Source organism: Promicromonospora sp. AC04, from assembly GCF_003058225.1.
GTDB lineage: Bacteria > Actinomycetota > Actinomycetes > Actinomycetales > Cellulomonadaceae > Promicromonospora.
This window is the reverse complement of the sequence record NZ_QBUG01000010.1, coordinates 180,316-201,925: the sequence shown is the minus strand read 5'-3', so window position 1 is coordinate 201,925 and position 21,610 is coordinate 180,316. Positions and strand designations below refer to the sequence as shown.

Annotated in this window: 20 protein-coding genes; 7 read left to right on the top strand and 13 right to left on the bottom strand. The window is 72.2% G+C overall.

All coding sequences use genetic code 11. The annotated features are described in order from the left end of the window. Nucleotides 1-7: 7 nt before the first annotated feature. Both C8K30_RS31040 and C8K30_RS23995 read right to left on the bottom strand, forming a co-directional pair. Nucleotides 8-1,828 carry an RNA polymerase sigma factor gene (locus C8K30_RS31040; RefSeq protein ID WP_199230670.1) on the bottom strand — a complete coding sequence of 607 codons (1,821 nt, stop codon included), beginning with the start codon at nucleotides 1,826-1,828 and terminating at the stop codon, nucleotides 8-10. 147 nt (nucleotides 1,829-1,975) lie between these two features. Continuing rightward, a complete protein-coding gene (locus C8K30_RS23995) occupies nucleotides 1,976-2,605 on the bottom strand; it encodes a hypothetical protein (protein ID WP_108495410.1) in 630 nt (209 codons plus the stop codon). A 252-nt stretch (nucleotides 2,606-2,857) separates the two neighbouring features. Between C8K30_RS23995 and C8K30_RS23990 the strand changes: the two genes are divergently transcribed. After that, nucleotides 2,858-3,355, top strand: coding sequence for a GyrI-like domain-containing protein (locus tag C8K30_RS23990; RefSeq protein ID WP_108495409.1), 498 nt, complete (start codon nucleotides 2,858-2,860; stop codon nucleotides 3,353-3,355). A 6-nt stretch (nucleotides 3,356-3,361) separates the two neighbouring features. On the opposite strand, the gene C8K30_RS23985 is transcribed toward C8K30_RS23990, so the two are convergent. From C8K30_RS23985 to nirB, 5 genes are all read right to left on the bottom strand, one after another. Continuing rightward, nucleotides 3,362-3,643 (bottom strand): hypothetical protein, encoded by a 282-nt coding sequence (locus C8K30_RS23985; RefSeq protein ID WP_108495408.1) that lies wholly within the window; start codon nucleotides 3,641-3,643, stop codon nucleotides 3,362-3,364. Nucleotides 3,644-3,811: 168 nt separating this feature from the next. After that, a complete protein-coding gene (locus tag C8K30_RS23980; protein WP_199230682.1) occupies nucleotides 3,812-4,903 on the bottom strand; it encodes a uroporphyrinogen-III synthase in 1,092 nt (363 codons plus the stop codon). Between the two features lie 52 nt (nucleotides 4,904-4,955). Continuing rightward, complete coding sequence (cobA, locus tag C8K30_RS23975) at nucleotides 4,956-5,759, bottom strand: uroporphyrinogen-III C-methyltransferase (RefSeq protein ID WP_199230669.1); 804 nt, start codon at nucleotides 5,757-5,759, stop codon at nucleotides 4,956-4,958. Between the two features lie 83 nt (nucleotides 5,760-5,842). Then, the gene (gene nirD, locus C8K30_RS23970; RefSeq protein ID WP_108495406.1) at nucleotides 5,843-6,283 is read right to left on the bottom strand and encodes a nitrite reductase small subunit NirD; all 441 of its coding nucleotides are present in this window, start codon (nucleotides 6,281-6,283) and stop codon (nucleotides 5,843-5,845) included. Next, nucleotides 6,280-8,904, bottom strand: coding sequence for a nitrite reductase large subunit NirB (nirB, locus tag C8K30_RS23965; protein WP_108495405.1), 2,625 nt, complete (start codon nucleotides 8,902-8,904; stop codon nucleotides 6,280-6,282). Before nirB ends, nirD begins: the two co-directional genes overlap by 4 nt. Before the next feature lie 177 nt (nucleotides 8,905-9,081). On the opposite strand from nirB, the gene C8K30_RS23960 reads away from it, so the two are divergent. Beyond that, on the top strand, nucleotides 9,082-9,759 hold the full coding sequence (locus C8K30_RS23960; protein ID WP_108495404.1) for a bifunctional 2-polyprenyl-6-hydroxyphenol methylase/3-demethylubiquinol 3-O-methyltransferase UbiG: 678 nt from the start codon (nucleotides 9,082-9,084) through the stop codon (nucleotides 9,757-9,759). Between the two features lie 13 nt (nucleotides 9,760-9,772). Here the strand turns inward: C8K30_RS23960 and C8K30_RS23955 are convergent, their stop codons facing one another. The 4 genes from C8K30_RS23955 to C8K30_RS23940 all read right to left on the bottom strand — a co-directional run bounded on the left by C8K30_RS23955 (nucleotide 9,773) and on the right by C8K30_RS23940 (nucleotide 15,875). After that, on the bottom strand, nucleotides 9,773-10,246 hold the full coding sequence (locus C8K30_RS23955) for an ATP-binding protein (RefSeq protein WP_199230668.1): 474 nt from the start codon (nucleotides 10,244-10,246) through the stop codon (nucleotides 9,773-9,775). 222 nt (nucleotides 10,247-10,468) lie between these two features. Further along, entirely contained in the window at nucleotides 10,469-12,121 is a 1,653-nt protein-coding gene (locus tag C8K30_RS23950) for an FAD-dependent oxidoreductase (RefSeq protein WP_199230667.1), read from the bottom strand. After that, the gene (locus C8K30_RS23945; RefSeq protein WP_108495402.1) at nucleotides 12,118-14,490 is read right to left on the bottom strand and encodes a molybdopterin oxidoreductase family protein; all 2,373 of its coding nucleotides are present in this window, start codon (nucleotides 14,488-14,490) and stop codon (nucleotides 12,118-12,120) included. Before C8K30_RS23945 ends, C8K30_RS23950 begins: the two co-directional genes overlap by 4 nt. A gap of 2 nt (nucleotides 14,491-14,492) precedes the next feature. Beyond that, nucleotides 14,493-15,875, bottom strand: a complete 1,383-nt coding sequence (locus C8K30_RS23940) for an MFS transporter (protein WP_108495401.1) — start codon at nucleotides 15,873-15,875, stop codon at nucleotides 14,493-14,495. Between the two features lie 284 nt (nucleotides 15,876-16,159). On the opposite strand from C8K30_RS23940, the gene C8K30_RS23935 reads away from it, so the two are divergent. Both C8K30_RS23935 and C8K30_RS23930 read left to right on the top strand, forming a co-directional pair. Beyond that, a complete protein-coding gene (locus tag C8K30_RS23935) occupies nucleotides 16,160-16,690 on the top strand; it encodes a helix-turn-helix domain-containing protein (protein ID WP_108495400.1) in 531 nt (176 codons plus the stop codon). Next, nucleotides 16,683-17,279, top strand: a complete 597-nt coding sequence (locus C8K30_RS23930; protein WP_108495399.1) for a Fic family protein — start codon at nucleotides 16,683-16,685, stop codon at nucleotides 17,277-17,279. The genes C8K30_RS23935 and C8K30_RS23930 overlap by 8 nt, the downstream gene beginning before the upstream one ends. A 44-nt stretch (nucleotides 17,280-17,323) precedes the next feature. On the opposite strand, the gene C8K30_RS23925 is transcribed toward C8K30_RS23930, so the two are convergent. Further along, nucleotides 17,324-17,713 (bottom strand): VOC family protein, encoded by a 390-nt coding sequence (locus tag C8K30_RS23925; RefSeq protein ID WP_108495398.1) that lies wholly within the window; start codon nucleotides 17,711-17,713, stop codon nucleotides 17,324-17,326. A 119-nt stretch (nucleotides 17,714-17,832) separates the two neighbouring features. Here C8K30_RS23925 and C8K30_RS23920 point away from each other — a divergent pair, with 119 nt between their 5' ends. Genes C8K30_RS23920 through C8K30_RS31395 form a run of 3 tightly spaced genes read left to right on the top strand, consistent with a single transcriptional unit; the run spans nucleotide 17,833 to nucleotide 20,234 of the window. After that, nucleotides 17,833-19,275: a molybdopterin molybdotransferase MoeA gene (locus C8K30_RS23920; protein WP_108495397.1), complete on the top strand. Its 1,443-nt coding sequence runs from the start codon at nucleotides 17,833-17,835 to the stop codon at nucleotides 19,273-19,275. Then, complete coding sequence (locus C8K30_RS23915; RefSeq protein WP_108495396.1) at nucleotides 19,272-19,910, top strand: molybdenum cofactor guanylyltransferase; 639 nt, start codon at nucleotides 19,272-19,274, stop codon at nucleotides 19,908-19,910. The genes C8K30_RS23920 and C8K30_RS23915 overlap by 4 nt, the downstream gene beginning before the upstream one ends. Nucleotides 19,911-19,949: 39 nt before the next feature. Beyond that, on the top strand, nucleotides 19,950-20,234 hold the full coding sequence (locus C8K30_RS31395; RefSeq protein WP_233257400.1) for a DUF6457 domain-containing protein: 285 nt from the start codon (nucleotides 19,950-19,952) through the stop codon (nucleotides 20,232-20,234). Here C8K30_RS31395 and C8K30_RS23905 read toward each other — a convergent pair. Continuing rightward, nucleotides 20,224-21,606 carry an MFS transporter gene (locus C8K30_RS23905; protein ID WP_199230666.1) on the bottom strand — a complete coding sequence of 461 codons (1,383 nt, stop codon included), beginning with the start codon at nucleotides 21,604-21,606 and terminating at the stop codon, nucleotides 20,224-20,226. The genes C8K30_RS31395 and C8K30_RS23905 overlap by 11 nt on opposite strands. Nucleotides 21,607-21,610: the final 4 nt, after the last annotated feature.

The following is a 21,610-nucleotide window of genomic DNA, read 5'->3' as shown; positions in this document are numbered from 1 at the left end:
CCACGGGTCAGGTGCATTCTGGATCGGCCTGGGCGGTCGGACGGGAGCACCAGCTGTCGTCGCCCTCGTGGAAGGCGCTCCAGATCTTCCGAGGAGAGTCGGGCCGGTCCTCGATCTTCAGCTGCCACCCCGTGTACCGGCCGGCCGCGCGGTCCGCCACGGCCTGTTCCTCAGTGACAGCGCCGGCGTCTATCGCCTCCTGCCAGGAGGCGTCATCGTTGACCCACTTAGATACCCGCGGCCAGGTCCACCACGTCTCCGACCGCCCGGTGACCGGTCCGGTCTCGGTCAGGAGCCGGGCGACCGTCGCGTACGGCGTTCGGCCGCCGGTCTCGGGGAGCGCGAAGACATCGTTGACCGTGCGGGTCTTCGGCTCCGAGCTGGGCGCCGTGTCCAACCACGCGCCGAGATCGGCGATCCTGCCCTCGTCGCAGGTGGTCACTGCCTCCAGGAGCTCCGCGGCCGCGGCCCGTACGTCGTCCGGCAGGTCCTGCGCCCGCAGGGGCCGGCCCCGGTACGCGGCCCCGCTGCAGTCGTCCGACGGCGCGGCGAAGGTCGGCAGCGGGGCCACACCGCTGTCGAGGTCGACCGTGATCGGAGCGCTGACCAGGAGGTCCTCCCTCCCATCGGCCCGCCCGGCCACAGAGCCGTCGGCCATGACCGCGCGCAGCTCGTAGCGCGCTCCGGGCCGCTCGTTGTCGTACTGGCCGAAGCTGTCGGGTATGAGCGTCTCCTCCCAGCACGACGTCGAGCTCCCCGCGGTTGCCGTCCCGCTCCAGGCACCGTCGTCGGACAACGCCACCGAGACGTCCGGGCTGTTTTCACGCCACCCGGAGCCCAGGTCGACCACCCGCCCCTCGTACGCCCAGACGATCACCGGCGAGGTCATGAAGTAGGACCGCTCGTCATCGGGCACGTCGTCCGGCACTGTCCCGGAGATCGCGACCGGGAGCTGCCAGAAGGCGTCAGTTCCCTCGGCAACCGGCGCGAGATCCCCGGTGATCTCCACGTCATAGGTCCCGGCGTCCATGGCGTCGAGCTCCTCGACCGGCATTCCGCAGTACAACCCGATGGCAGGGTCCCAGCTCGCGGGCACGTACCCCGCCGTGTACTCCACCTTGTCGTCCGCCGGCAGCGGCTCCGACCGGATCCACGGCTTGACCGCGAACGCGCCCCACGCGAGCGCCACTGCCAGGACCATCGACACGCCTGCCACGGCGCCGACCTTCACCGCACGACGGCGGCGCACCGCGCCCGCCATCGTGTCCATCCGCTCGTCCAGGTCCGTGTCCATGGCGGGCGCCGAGGCCTCTGCGAGGGCCTGGCGCAGCACAACGCTCGCGTCGAACAGGTGCCGTTTGATCGTGCCCTGGCTCGTCCCGAGGGCCGCCGCGATCTGCGGCACGGTCATGTCCTCGAAGAACCGCAGCACCACGGCCTCCCGCTGCCGGGGCGCAAGCCGCTTCAGCGCGACGCCCACGTCGACGCGGGCGGTGGCCACCCGGTCCGCCCCGGGCGAGCGGTCCTCGTCGGCCAGGAGATGCTTGAGACCGGACCAGTGGTTCCGCCGCCGGTACCCGTCCAGGTAGATCGTCAGGATCGCCCGGCGAACGTACCCCTCGGCGTTGGCGGCCTCCTGCCTGTCCAGGTCGAACTGCGACGACCCGGCCGACGGCGGACGGCGCAGGCGGGAGTAGACCTTGACCAGCGCGTCCTGCACCAGGTCCTCGGCCTGCGACTTGTCCCGCGTCAGCGAGTACGCATAGCCGACCAGCGCACCGCTGCGCCGCATCACGAGCTCGGTGAGCTCCGCCTCCCAGTGCCCCATCCGACGCTCCTCTCGCCCCACCGCCTGTAACGCATGGAGGGTGCAGAACGTTGAGTGCGGACCACGAAGCCATATCGCACAGAGCGACCGCGGAACCGGGCGGCGAACGGATCTCACGCCACCAGGCCTCGCCGGCAGCCGTCGCGTTCAGTCGTCCGTTCGCCACACCGGGCCGAAGTCACCCCGGGTGCCCGGCGTCGCATCGTTCAGCGCCGCGACCAGTTCGTCGACGCCCTTGCCGGCCATCTCATCCTCAAGTGAGAAGTCGACCGCGTCCTGGTCGTGGGCCTTCGGTTCACTCTGGACCGCGCCCTGGACCTCCCCGACACCGAGCTCCGTACCGTCGTACGGGATGATGGAATCCGAACCAAGGCTGACCCACTTCGCCGGATAGTCCGTCCCACCGTCGGTGAACTCGGGCTCGTGCACCAGCGCCATCACGTAGGTGTGGTCGACCTCGACGCGTGGTTCGTCCTCACCCGCCATCTCGATCCGCTCGCCGTTCTGGAGGGCCCAGCCCCAGCCGCTCCACTCGAACGTCGCAGGCGCCTCGTGACGCGGCTCCGCCGAAGTCCACACCACGTCATCGACCTGAATGGTCACCATGCGGTCCACGCCACCCTCTCCGTTGGCCGCAGCATCCTCATCGAGTGGCAGAGCCTCATCGGCCACTGCGGTGGCGACCACAACATGGTCGGCGTAGGTGACCCAGTCCTCGGCCGTGGTGTTCGGGTATCGGTCAGAACCTTGGGCGATCACAGGGCCATCGGCGATCACAGGTTCATCGCCGGTGCACCCTGCAGTACCGAGGAGGAGCCCTCCCGTGGCAGCAACAACCAGGGCTCTTCGCATCTGCCGTGCTCTGCGTCTCGACACTGCCGCTCCTGGTAGCTGGCGTTGATATCAGTTATCTGTTGCGACCCCAGGTGGTCTTGCGTCGCGCTGATCGGCGCTCTCATGCTCCCCTGCGCCGGACGAGCCGCCGACAGATCACCGATGAGTCCTACCACCACGGGCAGTCCACACCGCATGAGCACCTACCGCATCGAGGCGCGCCCCGAGACCCCCACCGCAGGCATCACCGAAACCATCACCATGACGGAGTTCGGGAAGGTCATCGACCGCGTCCCCGAGATCGTCGGCTGGCTCGCCGAGCGCGGCACGCACCCCGCCGGCCCGCCGTTCTTCCGCTATCACGTGATCGACATGGCGACCCACCTCGTCGTGGAGTGCGGCTTCCCCGTGCCCGACGACGCCGTGCTCGCCTCCGCCGGAGACGTCACGGTGAGCACGATCCCGGCCGGGCGCTACGTGACGACGGTCTTCCACGGGCACCCCGACGGCCTGATGGGCGCCACCGCCGCGCTCCTGGAGTGGGCGGACGCCGAGGGGCTCACGTTCGACCGGCACGACACCGACGCCGGCGACGCGTGGGCCGGCCGGTTCGAGCACTACTTCTCGGACCCGGCCGAGCAGCCCGACATGGCCGAGTGGGACACGGAGCTCGCCTTCAAGCTGGCCGACTGATCCGGGTCAGGTCGAGACGTGATAGACGGCAGCGGTGGCGCCGTCGGCCCAGTGGTAGGCGGGTATCGCGGCTTCGTAGCACCGCCGGCCAGGCCGGGCGGGCTCATCGAACGGCACCCACTGGTAGGTACGGCGAGTGCCCTCGGTAGCCACCACCCGGAGCGTGACGTCATATCCGCAGTTCACGCAGATCCCGTGCGGAACGGCCGGCAGCACGCTGGTGGCGCCGTCTTCGTCGACCGTGTCGACCGTGCCGGTGACGTGGTCGGCGGCGTCAATCGCGGGCATGGGTGAGTCTCCCATGGCAATGGAGTGGCGGTGGCCCAATAAGTTGTGTTGCTGACAGTAGACGAAGTCCACTCACAGCAACACAACCCGCCCGCGGAGTATTCGCCCGGAGGGGCGCGATCCGGTATCCCCCCGAGGGGCGCGATCCGGCCGGCCGCCGGACACAACCTAGGCCAGCTCGATGCGGTAGCCCCGCTTCACCACCGTGCGGATCAGGTCGCGGCGCCCGGCCGCCTCGCGCAGCCGCGCGATCGCGACCTCCGCGGCGTGCGTGTCCTGCGAGTCGCCCGGCAGCGCGGCGAGCACCTGGTCGCGCGGCACGACGTCGCCCTTGGCGGCGGCGAGCAGTCGCAGCACCGCCACGCCGGTCGGCGACAGCGGCAGCACCTGCCCGTCCAGCACCGCCACGCGCGCGCGGATCACCAGCGACCCGGCGACCGTGCTCAGCGCGACGGACTCGATGCGCTCGTAGTGCCCCACCAACGCGCGGACGAGCGCCCCGAGCCTGCCGCGCTCCGGCTGCAGGGGCACGATCCCCCGGTGTTCCAAGGGCTTGGCGGTGATCGGCCCGACGGCGGCCGCGACCGTCCCGCCGTCGACGAACCGGGCGCGGACCCGGTCCATCAGGCCCTCCGCCTCGACGGCCTGCACCCAGGCCTCGGCGCCCGGGGCGGACGTGAAGACGACGGCGTCGATCTCGCCGTCGGCCACGGCGTACACGGACTCGCGGACCGCCTGCGAGTCCGGCGCCGGACCCCACCGGTAGACGACGAGGCTCGCGACCTGCGCGCCCGCCTTCTCGAACACCTCGTCCAGCCCGTCGGCGCCCGCGCCGTGGTGCTGGATCGCTATGCGCAGTCCCTCCACACCCTCGCTGAGCAGGGCTTCCGCCACCTCGGCGGACGTCTCGGACTCGGCGACCCAGTCGGCCTGCAGGCCGGCGGCCTGGATCGCGCCACGGGCCTTGGGCCCGCGCGCGACCAGCCGGGTGCCCGCGAGCAGCTCGATGAGCGGCTCGGCGAGCCCGTGCGCGTCGGCGGCCTCGATCCAGGCGCGGAAGCCGATCCCGGTGGTGACCACCACGACGTCGGGCGGGGCGGAGACGATGGCGCGTGTGGCGGCGATCAGGGTCTCGTCGTCGACGTGCGGAATCATGCTGAGCGCCGGCGCGTGCCGGATCGTGGCGCCGCGGCGCTCCAGGGCGGCGGCGAGCTCGGAGGCCCGGCGCTCAGCCGTGACAAGCACGGTCGCGCCGGCCATGACCTGGCCCAGCGTCGGGTGGGTCGCCTGGGCGTGGGCGGGCGCTGCAACGTCAGACACCGGCACCTGCCAGACGTCGTTCACTTGTACCCTCCAGAAGCCCAACAGCTGCCACGCGGCCGATGACGACGACCGCGGGCGACTGCACACCACGGGCCGCTGCCACATCGGCCGCCTCTTCGAGACGAGCCCGCGTGACGCGCTGCTCCGGCGTGGAACCGTTCTCCACGATCGCCACGGGAGTTCCGGGATCGGCACCTGCGGCCAGGGACTGCGCCACGATCGCGCCGAGGGACCGCACCCCCATCAGTACTACAAGGGTAGCCGTGGCATCCCGCACGCAGGAGAGGGCAGCGGAATCAAGCGGCCCCGATGTGTCAGACGTACTGGTGATCCCGTTGACCTGGGGGTCTGACACCTCCGGGGCGCAGTGGCCCGAGACCACGTGGAAGCCCGTGGTGACCCCGCGGTGGGTGAGCGGGATACCGGCCAGCCCGGGCACGGCGACGGCGGACGTCACGCCCGGCACTACCTCGACCGGCACGCCTGCCGCCACGCACGCGACGACCTCCTCGCCGCCCCGGCCGAGCACGAACGGGTCGCCGCCCTTGAGCCGCACCACGTTCGCGCCGGCCCGCGCGTGCTCCACGAGCAGCTCGTTGATCCGCTCCTGTGGGACGGGGTGACGGCCGGGCTCCTTGCCGACGTCGACCACGCGGACGTGCGGCGGGAGCTCGGCGAGGATCTCGACGGGACCCAGCCGGTCGGCAACAACGACGTCGGCGGCCTGCAGCGCCCGCCAACCCCGCACGGTCAGCAGATCAACGGCCCCGGGCCCACCCCCGACGAGCGTCACCCGTCCGTTCGTTGAGTGCTGGATCTTCGCCCCCTCCGAGCCCCCGGACGGAGCGAGGATCCCGCACTCAACAGGTTCGGAGGTCATGGGAGGTTTACGTGGATCACGCCGTCGCGGATCTTCACCGGGTAGGTGGTCAGGTCCGGTGGCAGGTCGTCCTTGGGGGCCTTGTCCGCTGTAGCCAGGCACTTGCCCGTGACCAGGGAGAACACCTGCTTGTAGACCGGCGCGGCAACCGTGGGCTCGCCGCCGCGCGTGCCGACGATCCCCCGCGACATGACGTTCGCCGCGGAGAACGGGTCGAGGTTCTGGACGGCGTACACCTGCCCGCCGTGAGCGGCGTAGGCGGGATCGTCGGGAAGCCGGAAGAGGGCCACCTGGACGTCCCCGAAGAGCGCCGCGGCGCCGCGCTCGGGGAACAGGTCCGTGAGCAGGCAGGCGCGCTCCCAGCGGCCCACCTCCGAGTTGTCGGACGCAGTGGTCACTTCGATGACCTGTGCTTCTGACACGTCGTTGACCGTCATGCTCGCACCTCCAGCTTCGGGCCCGCGATGACGACGCCGGACGCGCGCTCCTCCGTCGTCGCAGGACGGCGCTGGCCGCGCTCCTCGACGTAGGCGAGCGACGGGTCGGCGTCCTTCGGGGCGTTGACGAACGACGAGAACCGGCGCAGCTTCTCCGGGTCCTCCAGCACGGCCTTCCACTCGTCCTCGTAGTTCTCGACGTGGCGGGCCATGGCGGCGTCCAGGTCGGCGCAGATGCCGAGCGAGTCCTCCATGATCACCTCGCGCACGCCGTCCAGGCCGCCGTCGACCTCCTCGATCCACGGCGCGGTGCGCTGCAGCCGGTCGGCCGTGCGGACGTAGTACATGAGGAACCGGTCGATGGTGCGCAGGAGCTCCTCGGACGTCAGGTCCTCGGCGAGCAGCTTCGCGTGCCGCGGCGTCTGACCGCCGTTGCCGCCCACGTAGATGTTCCAGCCCTTGTCCGTGGCGATGACGCCCACGTCCTTGCCGCGCGCCTCGGCGCACTCGCGGGCGCAGCCGGACACACCCATCTTGAGCTTGTGGGGCGAGCGCAGGCCGCGGTAGCGCAGCTCCAGCTCGACGGCCATGCCCACCGAATCCTGCACGCCGTACCGGCACCACGTGGACCCGACGCACGACTTCACGGTGCGCAGCGACTTGCCGTACGCGTGCCCGGACTCGAATCCCGCGTCGACCAGCCGGCGCCAGATCTCCGGCAGCTGCTCCACGCGGGCCCCGAACATGTCGATCCGCTGGCCGCCCGTGATCTTCGTGTACAGCCCGAAGTCCTTGGCGACCTGCCCGACGACGATCAGCCGCTCCGGGGTGACCTCACCGCCGGGCATCCGGGGCACCACCGAGTAGGTGCCGTCCTTCTGCAGGTTGGCGAGCATGTGGTCGTTGGTGTCCTGCAGCGTGGACTGCTCGCCGGCCAGGATGTGCCCGTTGCCCAGCGACGCCAGGATCGAGGCCACCACCGGCTTGCAGATGTCGCAGCCGCGGCCCTTCGCGACGCCGCCGCCGTCGGCGGCCACGGTCTCCCGCCCGAACCTGCCCACGATGTCGCTGAACGAGTGCAGGTCGGCGACCCGGACGGCGTCGAACAGCTGGGCGCGGGACATGTCGAAGTGCTCGCACAGGGCGGTGCTGACCTCGATGCCGGCCCGCTCCAGCTCGGTGTCGACGAGCTTCTTCACCAGCGGCAGGCAGGCACCGCAGGTGGTGCCGGCGCGGGTGCAGGCCTTCACTCCCGGGACGTCGGTGCACTCGTGCTCGGTGACGGCACCGCGGATCGTCCCGGCCGAGACACTGTTGCAGGAGCAGACGTTGGCGTCGTCGGGCAGCTCCAGGTTCGGGGCGCCACCGCCGCCCTCGGGGAGCAGGAAGGCGCTCGGGTCGTCGCCCGGCAGCTCGGCGCCGAGCATCGGACGCAGGCTCGCGTAGGGTCCGGCGTCGCCCACGAACACGCCGCCGAGCAGGGTGCGGGCGTCGTCGGACAGGACGAGCTTCTTGTAGACGCCGGCCACCGGGTCGGCCCAGACGACCTCGACGGCGTCCTCGGTGCGGGCGTGCGCGTCGCCGAACGACGCGACGTCGACCCCGGAGAGCTTGAGCTTGGTCGCGGTGTCCGCTCCGGGGAACTCCGCGAGGCCGCCCAGCAGGCGGTCCACGACCACCTCGGCCATCGTGTTGCCCGGTGCGACCAGGCCGATGCAGCGGCCCTCGATGCAGGCCACCTCGCCCACGGCCCAGATGTTCGGGTCCTCGGTACGGCACGACAGGTCGACGACGGCGCCGCCGCGCTCCCCGATCGGCAGTCCGGCCGCACGGGCGAGCTCGTCGCGGGGACGCACGCCGGTGGCCACCACGACGACGTCGACGTCGAGCCGCCCGCCGTCGGCGAAGTCCAGCCGGCCCACGTGGCCGGTGCGCTTGTGCGGCCGCATCTGGCTGGTCGCGGTCTCGGCGCGGACGCCGATGCCCTTGCCGTTGATGAGGCGCTTCAGCGCCTGGCCGCCGCCGAGGTCGACCTGCACGCCCATGAGGTGCGTGCCGAACTCGATGACGGTGGCCTGTGCGTCGAGCGCGGTGAGCGCGCCCGCGGCCTCCAGGCCGAGCAGGCCGCCGCCGATCACGGCGCCGCGCACCGGCTTGCCCGCCGGGTAGCTCCTGCGCTTCTCCTCGACCCAGCCGCGCAGCGCCGCGACGTCGTCGATGGTGCGGTAGACGAAGACGCCCGGCAGGTCGTTGCCCGGGATGGGCGGCATCGCGGCGCTGGAGCCGGTGGCGAGCACCAGCTCGTCGTACGGGTGCACGTTGCCGAGGCGGTCCGTGACGGTCTTCGCCTCGCGGTCGATCGACTCGATCTTGCGGTCGGTGTGCAGAGTGACGTGCGGGTCGGCCCACAGGGACGCGTCGCCCAGGGCAATGCCCTCGGGACCCTCCGCGAACCAGCGGGTCAGGCCCACGCGGTCGTAGGGCGCGCGGGGCTCTTCCGCGAAGACGGTGACGTGGTAGCGGCCGGCGTCGTCCCGGGCGCGCAGCGCCTCGACGAGCCGCTGCGCGACCATGCCGCCGCCGATCACGACAAGGTGCTGAGAATCGCCGGAGTTGACCATGTCTTGACCGTATGTCGCTGGTTTTTCGCGCTGGTGCGCCGGTGGTTACCCGGGCCGAACATCTTCCTCACAGGGCTGGTCGCGGGCCGGTGAGTGCGGCGTCCTTAATCCAAGTTTCGGCGAAACTTGGATTAACGAGACGGCTTACTCCAGGTTTCGCGCCGCTACGGTGGCCGCATGGACATCCGGACCGTGCCCAGTCCGCTGGTCCGCGCGGCCGGATCCTGGCTCCACCGGATCAACCAGCGGCACCCGTGGAGCCACAACGACCACTTCCACGGCTGGATCCTGCGGCGGCTCCCCGCCCGACGGCGGCGGGCGCTCGACGTCGGCTGCGGCGCCGGGGCTCTGCTGGACCGGCAGCGCGGAAGCTTCGACGAGGTGCTGGGTGTGGACGCCGACGCCGCCATGGCCGCCGTCTCGAAGGAGCGGTTCGCCGACGACCCGGCGGTCACCGTGCACCACGCCCGGTTCGAGGAGGTCGACGGCACGTTCGACGCGATCACCATGATCGCGGTGCTGCATCACCTGCCGCTCGGGTCCGCGCTGCGGCACGCCTCCGAGCTGCTCGAGCCCGGCGGCCGGCTGCTTGTCGTCGGCCTGGCCCGGGCCAACAGCCTGGCCGACCTCGCCTGGGACATCCCGTCGTCGGTGCTCAACCCGCTGGTCGGGATGATCAAGCATCCACAGCCCGTCACGGTGCCTGTGGACGACGTCGGCCCCGCGATGCCGGTGCGCGACCCCGCCGAGACGTTCGCGGAGATCTCCCGGATCGCGCGCGACGTGCTGCCGGGCGCGCGGCTCCGGCGTCGGCTGTTCTTCCGCTACACGCTGGAGTGGACGCACCCGGCCTGACGGATGCGAGCGGTCAGGCTCCGTCGACGATCCGCAGCGGACCCTCGTCCGGCGTCGGAGTCTCAAGACCGTCGTAGTAGGCGGCCGCTACTTCAGGCGTAAGCCGGACGTCGCCAGGCCCTGTTCCCCCGCGCGCCGCGACCCGGGCGAGCGCGACCTCGCGCGGCACGCGCACGAAGACGGTCTCGGCGATCACCCCGTGCGCTGCGCCGATCGCCCGGTACTCGTCGCGCGCCGCGCGGGACCAGAAGGAGTTGTCGACGACGACGTCACGCCCATCTCGCAGCAGCTGCTCGAGCTGTGCGCGGAGGTCCGCGTCGAGACGGGCCGCAACGCCGTCGGGCAGCGGATGGTCCTGCGTGATGCCGGACGCCCATGCGAGCTCGTCGATGGACAGCAGAACATGGCCTGCGTCCTCGAGCCGGCGAGCGAAGGTCGACTTCCCCGACCCCGCGGGGCCGCACATGAGCACCAGGCGACTCGTCATGGGCCGAGGATAGCGACCGTGGTGATGGGTGCCGCGCCGCCCGGCTACGACCATTGGGCGAGCAGTTCGTCCGGGCCGAGCATCACGGCTCCTGACGCACGGACTCGCTCGTCGACACCGGCCCTGGAGGCATTCGCACTCCAACTTGCCGTCATCCATGACGGTGTCATTGATGACACTGTCATGAAGGTTCAGCCGCGCACGTCGCACTCCCCGACCCGCTCACGCCGGCTCCGGGACCGCCTCCGCGCTCTCCTTGAGCCAGTCCACGAGCCCGCACACCGCGTCCTTGCACGAGCCGCAGCCCGTCGTCGCCCGGGTCTCGCGCACCACCTCGTCGACCGAGTGCGTACCCGCCGCGCACGAACCCGCGATGTCGCCCTTGGTCACACCGTTGCAGCGGCACACGACCGCGTCCTCCGGCATGTGCTCGGGGGACGACGCCGGAGCCGCCGCCGGCATCACCGGCGTAAGCAGCAGGAACGCGGGGTCCAGCGGGACGGGCGTGCGCCGGGTGTAGGCGGCGGTGAGGTCGGCGGCAACTCGCGGGTCACCCACACACGTCGCCCCGACGAGGATGCCGTCGGAGACCACCACCTCGATGTACCGGCCAGCCCTGGGATCGGCCAGGCGGACCGCACGCTGCGCCACGCCGTCCGGGCGCGACGGCCCGCAGACCCCCATCGTGGTGACGCTGAGCGCCCCGCCCTTGACCTTCACGACGTCGGTGCCTCGCGTGTCGATCCCCCGGTCCGACTGCGCGCGACTCGTGGCGCCGCTCGTCAGCAGGGCGCCCAGGCGCACGGCCATGCTGGGCTGGGCGCCGTCCTGCGGCAGGCGCAGATGGACGTCGGCAGGCCCGGCCGCGACGGACTTGGCCTCGACGACCTCGACCAGCAAGGCGACGGGCTCGACCAGCGAGACCAGGTGTTCTGCCAGGCGTCGCGCCTGGTCCCAGCCTTCAGCGACCAGCCCGCGCGAGCCGTTCGGCGGCTGCGCGCAGTCGCCGATCGCGTACACGCGGGGATCGTCGGGGCTCGCGAGGTCGTACCCGACGACGATGCCGCGGTCCGTCGCCAGTCCCGCCGCCGCGGCGAGCCCGGTCTCCGGGATGGTGCCGACGGAGAAGACGATCAGGCGGGCGGCGACCACCTCGTCGCGGGCCTCGCCCGCGTTGTCCCGGACGCGGATGCCCACGGCGCGGCCGCCCGCCACGAGGACCTCGCTGGACAGGCTGTTCGGCCGCACGGTGACGCCCTGTCCCTCCAGGCCGGCCCGGACGACGTCGGCGGCATCGGGGTCGAGCTGGCGCTCCATGAGGGACTGCACGTTGTGGATCAGCGTCACGTTCAGGCCGCGGCCCGCGAGCCCGACGGCGGCCTCCAGCCCCAGGACGCCCCCGCCCACCACCACGGCGCGCGGGGAGTTCACGGTGGCGGCCACGATCTCGCGGGCGTCGTCGAGGGAGCGCAGCGCGTGCACGCCGGCCGGCAGGCCGCCGTCGGGCGTGCGCAGGCCGGGGATCGGCGGGATGCGGGCCGCCGCGCCGGTCGCGAGGACCACGTGGTCGTACGGGTGCGAGCTGCCGTCGTCGGCGATCACCACCCGCGACGCCCGGTCGATCGACGCCGCGGCGACGCCCCGGCGCACGTTGACGCGGGCGCCGTCGGGCAGGGGCATCGTGATGGCGGCGACGTCGGTGCGGCCGGCCACCACGTCGCTGAGCAGGACCCGGTTGTACGGCTCGTACGGCTCGCTGCCGAGCACGGTGATGTCGAACGCCTCGGGCTCGCGGCGCAGCAGCTCGTCGACGAGCCGCGAGCCGACCATCCCGAAGCCCACCACCACTACCTTCACGGGAACACGTAGGTTCATGTCGAGAGCTCCTTCTGTGCGGGACGCGGGTGGGTCTCGACAGGCCCGACCCGCGCGGAAACAGGCTCGTCCTCGGCCGAGACCGAATCGGCATCGAGCGGGACCACCGAGACGTCCACCGCGCACACCTTGAACTCCGGCATCCCGGAGATCGGGTCGGTGGCGTCGGTCGTCACCTGGTTGACCGACCCGATGCCGCTCCAGTGGAACGGCATGAAGACGGTGTCGGGGCGGACGGCGTCGGTCCAGCGGGCCGTCGCCTCGACCCGGCCGCGGGAGCTGGTGAGGCGCACGCGGGCGCCGTCGGGCACCCCGATGCGGTAGCCGAGCACCGGGTGCAGCTCGACGTAGGGCTCGGACACGAGGCGCTCCAGCTCCGCGACACGGTGCGTCTGCGCGCCCGACTGGTAGTGCTGCAGCACCCGTCCCGTGACCAGGTAGAACGGGGCGCCGGGCCGCACCTCGTCGCTCGGCCCCACGTGGTCGACGGCGACCATGCGCGCCCGCCCGTCCGGGGTCGCGAAGCGGTCGAGGAACAGCCGCGGCGTGCCGGGGTGCGCGAGCATGTCAGACGCTGAGGTCACTGGGGTGACCTGTGGGTCTGACACATCGGCGGGGTCTGCCCCGTCGGCAGGGGCCGACACGTCCGCGGAGGCGGCCGGGACCGGCCAGAACAGGCCCGGACCCCCGGACGCCTCGTCGGCGTCGAGCCGGGCGTGGGACAGCCCGGAGTAGTCGGCGGGGCCGCCCGCGGAGGCGCGGGCGAGCTCGTCGAACACCACTGCGGGGTCGGTCGGGAAGGCGAGCGACTCGGGCGCGCCGAGGCGGCGCGCCAGCTCGGCGAGGATCCACAGCTCGGAGCGCGCCTCGCCCGGCGCCGCGACGGCGGCCCGACGGCGGATGACGCGCCCCTCGAGCGACGTCATCGTGCCCTCCTCCTCGGCCCACTGGGTCACGGGGAGCACGACGTCGGCCAGGAGCGCCGTCTCGCTCGGGACGAAGTCGCAGACCACCAGGAGGTCGAGGCTTTTCAACCGGTCGATCACCGTGCTCGCGTTGGGCGCACTGACCACGAGGTTGGAGCCGTGCACCAGCAGGGCTCGCGGCCCGGTGGGGGCGCCGAGCGACCTGAGGAGCTGCACCGCGGGCAGCCCCGGGCCCGGCAGCGTCTCGGGGGCGACGCCCCACACGGCGGCGACGTGCGCACGCGCCGCCGGGTCGTCGATCTTGCGGTAGCCCGGGAGCTGGTCGGCCTTCTGCCCGTGCTCGCGGCCGCCCTGCCCGTTGCCCTGTCCGGTGATCGCGCCGTACCCCGACCCGACCCGGCCCGGCAGGCCGAGCGCGAGCGCCAGGTTGATCGACGCGGTCACGGTGGCGGTGCCCTGCGTGGACTGCTCGACGCCGCGGCCGGTCAGCACGTACGCGCCGGCGCCGCCGTGCACGGGAGCGGCGGCGGCCAGCAGCCGGGCCACGCGCCGCAGGTCGGCGGCGGGCACGCCCGAGACGGACTCGACCCGCTCCGGCCACCAGGCGGCGACCGACCGGGCGACGTCGTCGAACCCGGCGGTGCGCTCCTCGAGGTACACCCTGTCGGCGAGCCCTTCCGCGAGCACCACGTGCAGCAGCCCGAGCAGGACCGCGAGGTCCGTGCCGGGCACGGGGGCGAGGTGCACGCCCTCGGCGGGCTGCCCCGAGCCCGGGTCCTCGGCGAGCCGGGCCGTCGCGGACCGCCGCGGGTCGACGACGACGAGCCCGCCCGCCGCCCGTGCCCCGGCGAGGTGCTGCACGGCCGGCGGCATGGTCTCGGCGATGTTCGAGCCGAGGAGCAGCACGGCCTGGGCGCCGCCGAGGTCGGCCAGCGGGAAGGGCAGGCCGCGGTCGACGCCGAACGACCGGTTCATCCCGGCCGCCGCGGACGCCATGCAGAACCGTCCGTTGTAGTCGATGTTCGGCGTGCGCAGCACGGTGCGCGCGAACTTGCCGAGCGCGTACGCCTTCTCGTTGGTCAGCCCGCCGCCGCCGAATACCGCGACCGCCTCCGGCCCGTGCTCCGCGGCGAGGGCGCCGAGCCGGGACGCGACCAGGTCGAGGGCCGCGTCCCAGCTCGTCGGCTCGAGCTCCCCGGAGTCGCCCCGGACCAGCGGGGTGACTATCCGGTCGGACGCCCCGAGCACCGCTGCGGACGTCCACCCCTTCTGGCACAGCCCGCCCCGGTTGGTGGGGAAGTCGCGGGGCTGCACCTCTGGCGTGCTCGGCACAGCTGCGCCCTCGCGCGGTCCTGTCGTGGGACCGGGCGTCAGCGACATCCCGCACTGCAGCGCGCAGTAGGGACAGTGCGAGTCGACCAGGGTTCCGGGGGAGGCGGGCATGTTCAGACCCGTGCCTCGGCCATGGCGCCGCGGCCGTAGACGAACCAGGTCACGAAGGCCATCACGGCGTACACCCCGATGAACAGCCACAGCGCGGGCACGAGCGACCCGGCCAGGGTCGTGGAGAGGGCGAACCCGCGCGGGATGAGGAACCCGCCGAACGCGCCGATCGCGCCGGCGATGCCGATGCACCCGGCGGCGGCCTTCACCGTCCCGCCGCTCGCCCGGAAGACCGCCGGGATCATCCGGTACACGGACCCGTTGCCCATGCCCGTCGCGACGAACAGGACGAGGAACGAGCCGAAGAACATCGCGAAGCTGCCCGTCCCGAGAGCGTAGATCGCGCCCATGGCGCCGAGCGCCATGACGGCGAAGGACCCGAGGGTCACCGCCACGCCGCCGACGCGGTCGGCGAGGATGCCGCCGACCGGCCGAGCGATCGACCCCACGAGCGCGCCCATGAACGCGAGCGGCAGGGCGACCTCCGGGAACTCGCCCTTGAGCAGAGTCGGGAAGGCACCCGCGTAGCCGATGAACGACCCGAACGTTCCGATGTAGATGAAGCTGATGATCCACGTGTGCTTGTCGTGGACCGCGACACCGAACGAGCGCGGGTCCGCCTTGGCCTCGGTGAGGTTGTCCATCCAGCGCCACGCGAGGAACGCGGCGAGCAGGATGAACGGGATGAAGATCAGGCCGGCCCGGTCGAGCGCCACGCCCGCCCCGGTCACGATGACGAGCGGCACCGCGAGCTGCACGGCCGCCGTGCCGATGTTGCCGCCGGCGGCGTTCCAGCCCAGGGCCGCGCCCTTCTCCTTCTCGGGGAAGAAGAAGGAGATGTTCGCCATCGACGAGGCGAAGTTGCCGCCGCCCAGGCCCGCGAGCGCCGCGGCGACGAGCAGGACGGGGAACGGCGTGGTCGGGTCGCCGACCACGAGGATCAGCGCGCCCGTGGGCAGGAGCAGGAGCAGCGCGGACGCGATGGTCCAGTTGCGTCCGCCGAACACGGGGACCGCGAACGTGTAGGGGATGCGGAGGGTCGCGCCGACGAGGCTCGGGACCGAGATGAGCCAGAACATCTGGTCGACGGTCAGGTCGAAGCCGGCGGCGGGCAGCTGCGGCACGACGATCGACCACAGGGCCCAGGCGCCGAAGCCGAGGAACTCGGCGAAGATCGAGAGCACGAGGTTGCGCCGGGCGGTCCGGCGTCCGCCGTCCTCCCAGAGGGTCTTGTCCTCGGGGTCCCAGTGCTCGATCCAGCGTCCGGTGTGGCGCTGCACGAACGACGTGGTCGCGGCGGCCTCCGGCGCGGTGCCGGTGGTGGTCGAGCCGGCGGGCTCGCTCGTGGTGGGGGTCTGGTCGTCGTGCGTTGTCGGAGTGGACACGTTGTCCTCCCTGCGTGGGCGTATGCCCGACGACGCCGGGCGCGCCCGGACCGACAGATGCCGAATCCGGGGCCGGCCCGACGTCGGACCGACAAGTAGGAACCTAGGGAGACGGTGTTTCATCGCCCGGCCAAGAGCAGTTAATCGACCGTAAGGAAGAACGCACAGGGGGCCGGTCCCGGGTGTGAGGGGTTGCTCGCGGCATCTGGGCCGCGGTCCGGTCGCGCGCGCTCGCCCTTGGCCACACGATGGCCGTTTCGACTTTTTCGACTTAGGGTAGAGCCATGTCGACGATCGACGAGAACACGATCACGCCGTCCGTGGCGGACCTGGAGGCACTGACCCAGGTCAGCGAGCTCCTTGCCGGTTCTGGCCACCTGTCGCTCCACACCGAGAGCGGCGATGCCGTGGACCTCCCCGAGCAGCTCCGCCGCCTGCTCGACTCCGCGACCCGGTCCCTACGCACGGGCAGCTCCGTCACGATCGTGGACCGTGCGCGGATGCTCACCACTCAAGAGGCCGCCGATATTCTCGGCGTCTCACGGCCCACGCTGGTCAAGCTGCTGGAGACCGGGGCGATGCCGTTCACGAAGGTGAACACGTACCGCCGCGTGGCGATGGTCGATGTGATCGCGTATCGCGCTGCACAGCGGGCTGAGCGGCAGCGGATCGTCGAGGAGGCAATGCACAACAACGAGATGGAAGACCTTCCGGTCAGCGACGCGGCGCGCGCAGATGCGGTCGCCTATGTGAGCGGCAAGATCGACGAGGACGAGCTCGTCCGGATCACGCGGGCACGGTACGGCCTTGAGTGAGTTCCGCGATCCGTACGTCGACTCCGGCACCGGCATCCTGCGCAATCTCGTTGGCTCCTCCTCCCAAAGTGCGTTGGACGAGGCCGAGGCCGACCTCACCTGGGCGCGTGCGACACAGATCCATACGCGCCAGATCCAAGCCACCAACGACCTCGCAGAACTCTGCGCGATCCATCACCACCTGTTCCAGGACGTTTACGACTGGGCAGGACAGGTCCGCACCGTCGATATCCGCAAGACCGCGGACGGCGCTGAGTTCTTCGTGCCCGCGGCGATGATCGAGCGGTCTGCCGGATATGCCGCGGAGGCGCTACGCGAGGACGGGCTCCTCCGCGGGATGTCTCGTGATCGGCTCATCCAGAGGCTCGCCTTCCACTACGACCAGTTCAACTACCTGCACCCGTTCCGCGAGGGGAACGGGCGCACACAGCGCATCTTCTGGAGCCGCGTGGTGCGGGACGCCGGGTTTTTCCTCGACTGGCGCCCCGTCCAGGGGGAGGTGAACGACGCCGCCTGCCGCGCCGCCGAGGAGCGCGACTTCGACCCTCTGTTCAAGATGTTCGACGAGACCATCTCCGAGAACCCCTGAACCTCTGGCTCCGTTCGGCCAGGACGTCCCAACATTCGACGCCGTCACACCACAGGGGTCAGGACCTCCACGCGGTTGCCCGCGCCGTCGAACGCGTGGAAGCGTTCGTAGCCGTCGAAGGTGTAACGGTCCTTCCAGGTGACCTGGAATCCGAGCTCTTCGAGGCGGGCGCCGATGGACTCGAGGTGCACGACGTCGTCGGCCACGAAGGCGGGGTGCGCCTTGCGGGCGGGAGCGAACGGGTCCTCGACGCCGACGTGGATCTCGGCGACCGTGCGTCCGTCCGCGTCGAAGTCGCGGAACCAGCAGCCGCCTCGCGCCGCGAGGGCCTCGGGCTTCGCGACCTCGGTGAGGCCAAGACCGTCGGCATAGAAGCGGCGGGCGGCGTCCTCCCCGCCGCGGGGGCAGGCGACCTGCACATGGTGAAGCCTCATGGCGCACACCCTCCCCAGCAGATATCTTGATGTCAAGAGATCCCGCGCTCACAGGGATCGACGCCTTACTGTGAGGCAGCGGAAATCCCGTTCGAACGCGGCTCGCCTAGCGTCGTCCCATGGAGTCCAGGTTGCGGAGCGTCACCGAGCACGTCGAGCGCGTGATCGCGCTCGTCTCGCCGCTGCCCGTGGTCTCGCTGGATCTCGCGGACGCCGACGGCTCGATCCTCGCCGAGGACCTGCACGCCCTGGTCTCCGTGCCGCCCTTCGACAGTGCCGCGATGGACGGGTACGCCGTGCGGCTGGCGGACCTCCCGTCCGGTGGCGGGCCGGTGACGCTCCAGGTGACGGGCGACGTCGCCGCCGGTCCGAGTCAGGTGACCGGTATCGGGCCGGGGCAGGCCGTCCGGATCATGACCGGCGCCCCGCTCCCGCCCGGAGCGGACGCCGTGGTCCCCGTGGAGCACACCTCGACCCGCCGGTTCGTCGCCGGCGCACCCCGTGCGGAAGGCTCGGTCACGCTCGCCCGCCGGCCGCGGCCGCATGTCCGGGCCGCGGGCGAGGACGTCCGCCGGGGCGAGCTCCTCGCACGCGCCGGGACCGAGGTGACGGCGGCCATGGTGGGCGCGCTGGCCGCCTCGGGCACGGTACGCGTTCCCGTCCGACGCCGGCCGCTGGTAGCCGTCATCTCCACCGGCTCCGAGCTGGTGCCGGTCGGCGGCGCCCTCGGGCCGGGGCAGATCACGGACTCCAACGGGCCGATGCTCGCTGCGGCGGTGCGCGCGGCCGGGGCCGACGTCGTCCGGCTCGGGCCGGTCTCCGACGATCCGGCGGCCCTGCGCGCGGCGCTCGACGCCGCGGTGCGCGACACTGCAACGCCCGACGCCGCTGTGCGTGACACCGAAATGCGCAAGACCGAAGTGCGCGAGACCGAAGTGCGTGGTGCCCCGGGGGTGGGCGGCGGAGCCGGTGTCGACCTGATCGTGACCGCGGGCGGCGTGTCGGCAGGCGCGGCGGACGTGGTGCGGGAGGTCCTTGCGGCGCCGTCGGCCGGCCGCGATGCTGCCGCGACGGACGTCGACGTCGCCACCGTCGCCATGTCCCCCGGCAAGCCGCAGGCGCTGGCGCGCTGGCGCGGTGTGCCGTGGCTCGCGCTGCCGGGCAACCCGGTGGGCGCGTACGCGTCGTTCGAGCTGTTCGGCCGCCCCGCGATCGGCCGGCTCCGGGGCGCGACCCTCTCGGGGAAAGACCATCTCTCCGGACTGTGTTGCTCTGCGTCGACATCGTCTACGCAGAGCAACACACTCCGCTCGGTAACACTGGCTGCCGCGGCCGGCTGGTCCTGCTCGCCCGGACGCCTGCTCATCGTCCCGGTCCGCCTGGTCCCCCTGCCCGACGAGAGCCCGGCGGACAACAGCGCCGCCGGCCGCGTCGGCGTTGCGCCCACAGGCTCGCACCACGCCCTGTCCGCGCTCGCCGCCGCCGACGGCCTGGCCCTCGTCCCACCCGACGTCGAGAAGGTGCGCGCCGGCGACCTGGTCCAGGTGCTGATGCTGCGATGACCGCGCGGAAGCCCGAGATCGCTTACGACGCCGTCGTGCTGGCCGGCGGCCGGTCCGCCCGGCTGGACGGCACGTCCAAGGCGGGTCTTGTCGTCGACGGCACGCGGCTGCTCGACCGCGCCCTCGCGGCGAGCGCGCGGGCCCGCCGAGCCGTGGTGGTGGGCCCGCCGGAGCTGGCTGACGCGCTCCCGGTCCCCGGCCCGACGTCGGGCTATGCCGGGCCCACACCCGGCCTCACCAGGGAGGACCCGCCGTTCGGCGGGCCGGTCGCGGGCCTCGCCGCCGGGCTGCGCGCCCTGCCGGACCCGGGCGCACCGTGGGTGCTGCTCCTCGCCGTGGACGTGCCGCGCGCGGCCAGGGCGGTCACGCTCCTGGAGCGGGCAGTTTCACGTGAACCGGTGGACGGCGCCTACCTGGTGCGCGACCGGCGTGCTCAGTGGCTGGTCGGGCTGTACCGCCGCGCGGCCCTCGACGCCGCTCTCGACGGGATCGAGACGGACGGGGCGCCGATGAAGCGCCTGGTCGGCGCGCTCCGCTGCGCCGAGGTCCCGGACCCGGCAGGCTGGAGCGACGACATCGACACCCCCGCCGACGCGGCGCGCCTCGGCGCGCGCGTCGTCGGCGGGGAATTCTGACCGAGACCGCTGACGGCGAGAACCCCGAAAGGACGCGAGATGGCAGACCTCGACAGCTGGGTGCAGGCCCTGGAGGCCGAGCTCGGCCTTCCCCCGGGGACGGTCGACGTCGGAGCGGTCCTCGACCTCGCTCGCGACGCCGCGCACGCCGTCGCCCGCCCGGCCGCGCCGGTCACCACCTACGCCGTCGGGTACGCGGCCGGCCTTGCTGCGGCGGGGGTCGCCGCGACGGCGGGCGATGCGCCGGCGGGCGATGCGCCGGGCGCCGCGGAGGATGCCGTGGACAAGGCGACCGCCCTCGCGGCTCGCTGGGTCACTGACTGACCGGCGCGGCGTCGCCGTCGGCCAGGGTGCTCGCCGACCGAGCCGAACGCTGCGCGATCGTCGCGCAACTCGCCCCGACAACGAGCACCGCCGCGGTCGTACCCAGCGCCCAGGCCAGGCCAGATGCCAGGTAGATGCCACCGATCGCGGCGATCGCCACCGTCTGCGCAACGAGCGGACCTGTGGTGTTGAGCGCCGAGAACGCGGACGCCATCCTGGGCGGCACCAGGTCGGACAGTCCCGCGATCAACGGGCTGTACCCGGCCGCGTGCCCCGCCCCCGCCAGCACGAGGAGCGGAGTGAGACTCCACGGTGACGCCCCGGTCGCGACCACGGCCAGGACGACAGCCAGCACGATCGGCCCGACCAATGGCAGCACGCGCACGACGCGTTCCGGCATCCGCGCCCAAGCCAGGCTGATGGTCCCGAACCCGATCGTGTACGGGAGAAAGGCGAGCCCCGCAGCGAGCGGCGTCCAGCCCAGGCCGTCCTGGGTGTGCAGTGTGAACGTGAACAGGAAGGCCGCGTAGCAGCCCATCACCACGGCGCACGCGAGCAGGCCCGGCTTCATTCCCCGCGGACGCAGGACCTCCAGATCGAGCAGGGGAGACCCTGCCCGCGCCTGGTGCCGCACGAACCACACGAGGAGGACGACCGATGCGCCCAGGGCGAGCCACGTCCACCACGGCCAGCCGGCCTCCCGGCCCAGCGTCAGTGGCGTCGTCAAGGCAGCCATGCCGAGCGCAAGGACGACGATCCCGAACGGGTCGAACTGGCGGACCCGAACCCGACCGGTCCGCTCCCCGGCGGCGGTCGGCGCCGGCACCCGGCCCACCGCTGCGAGCAGCAGCACGCCCACCGGCACGTTGACGAGGAACACCGGCCGCCACGACAGCCCGAACAGGTCCGCCGACACCAGGAGCCCTCCGAGAAGCTGGCCCAGCGCAACGCCCAGGGCCAGCACCATGGAGTAGACGCCGACGGCGCGGCGTCGCTCGGCGCCCTGGAAGTGGTGCTGGATCAGGGAGAACACCTGCGGGATCAGCAGCGCCGCCCCGGCCCCTTGGAGCGCACGGGCCGCGACCAGGACGACCGCCGTCGGCGCAAGACCGCAGGCGAGCGACGCGACGGTGAAGAACCCGAGCCCCCACTGGAACGCCCGGCGGTGCCCGAACAGGTCACCGACCCGCGCCCCGGTGACAATGAGGCTCGCGAGCACCAGCAGGTACACCGAGAGCACGAGCTGCTGCATCGCGCCCGTCGCGCCGAGGTCCCGCTGGATCGCCGGCAGTGCGACGTTCGCGATGGAGCCGTCCATCGATGCCATGGTCTGGGCGGTGAGGAGCACCGTCAGGAGCAAGGGTTTTCGCATGGCC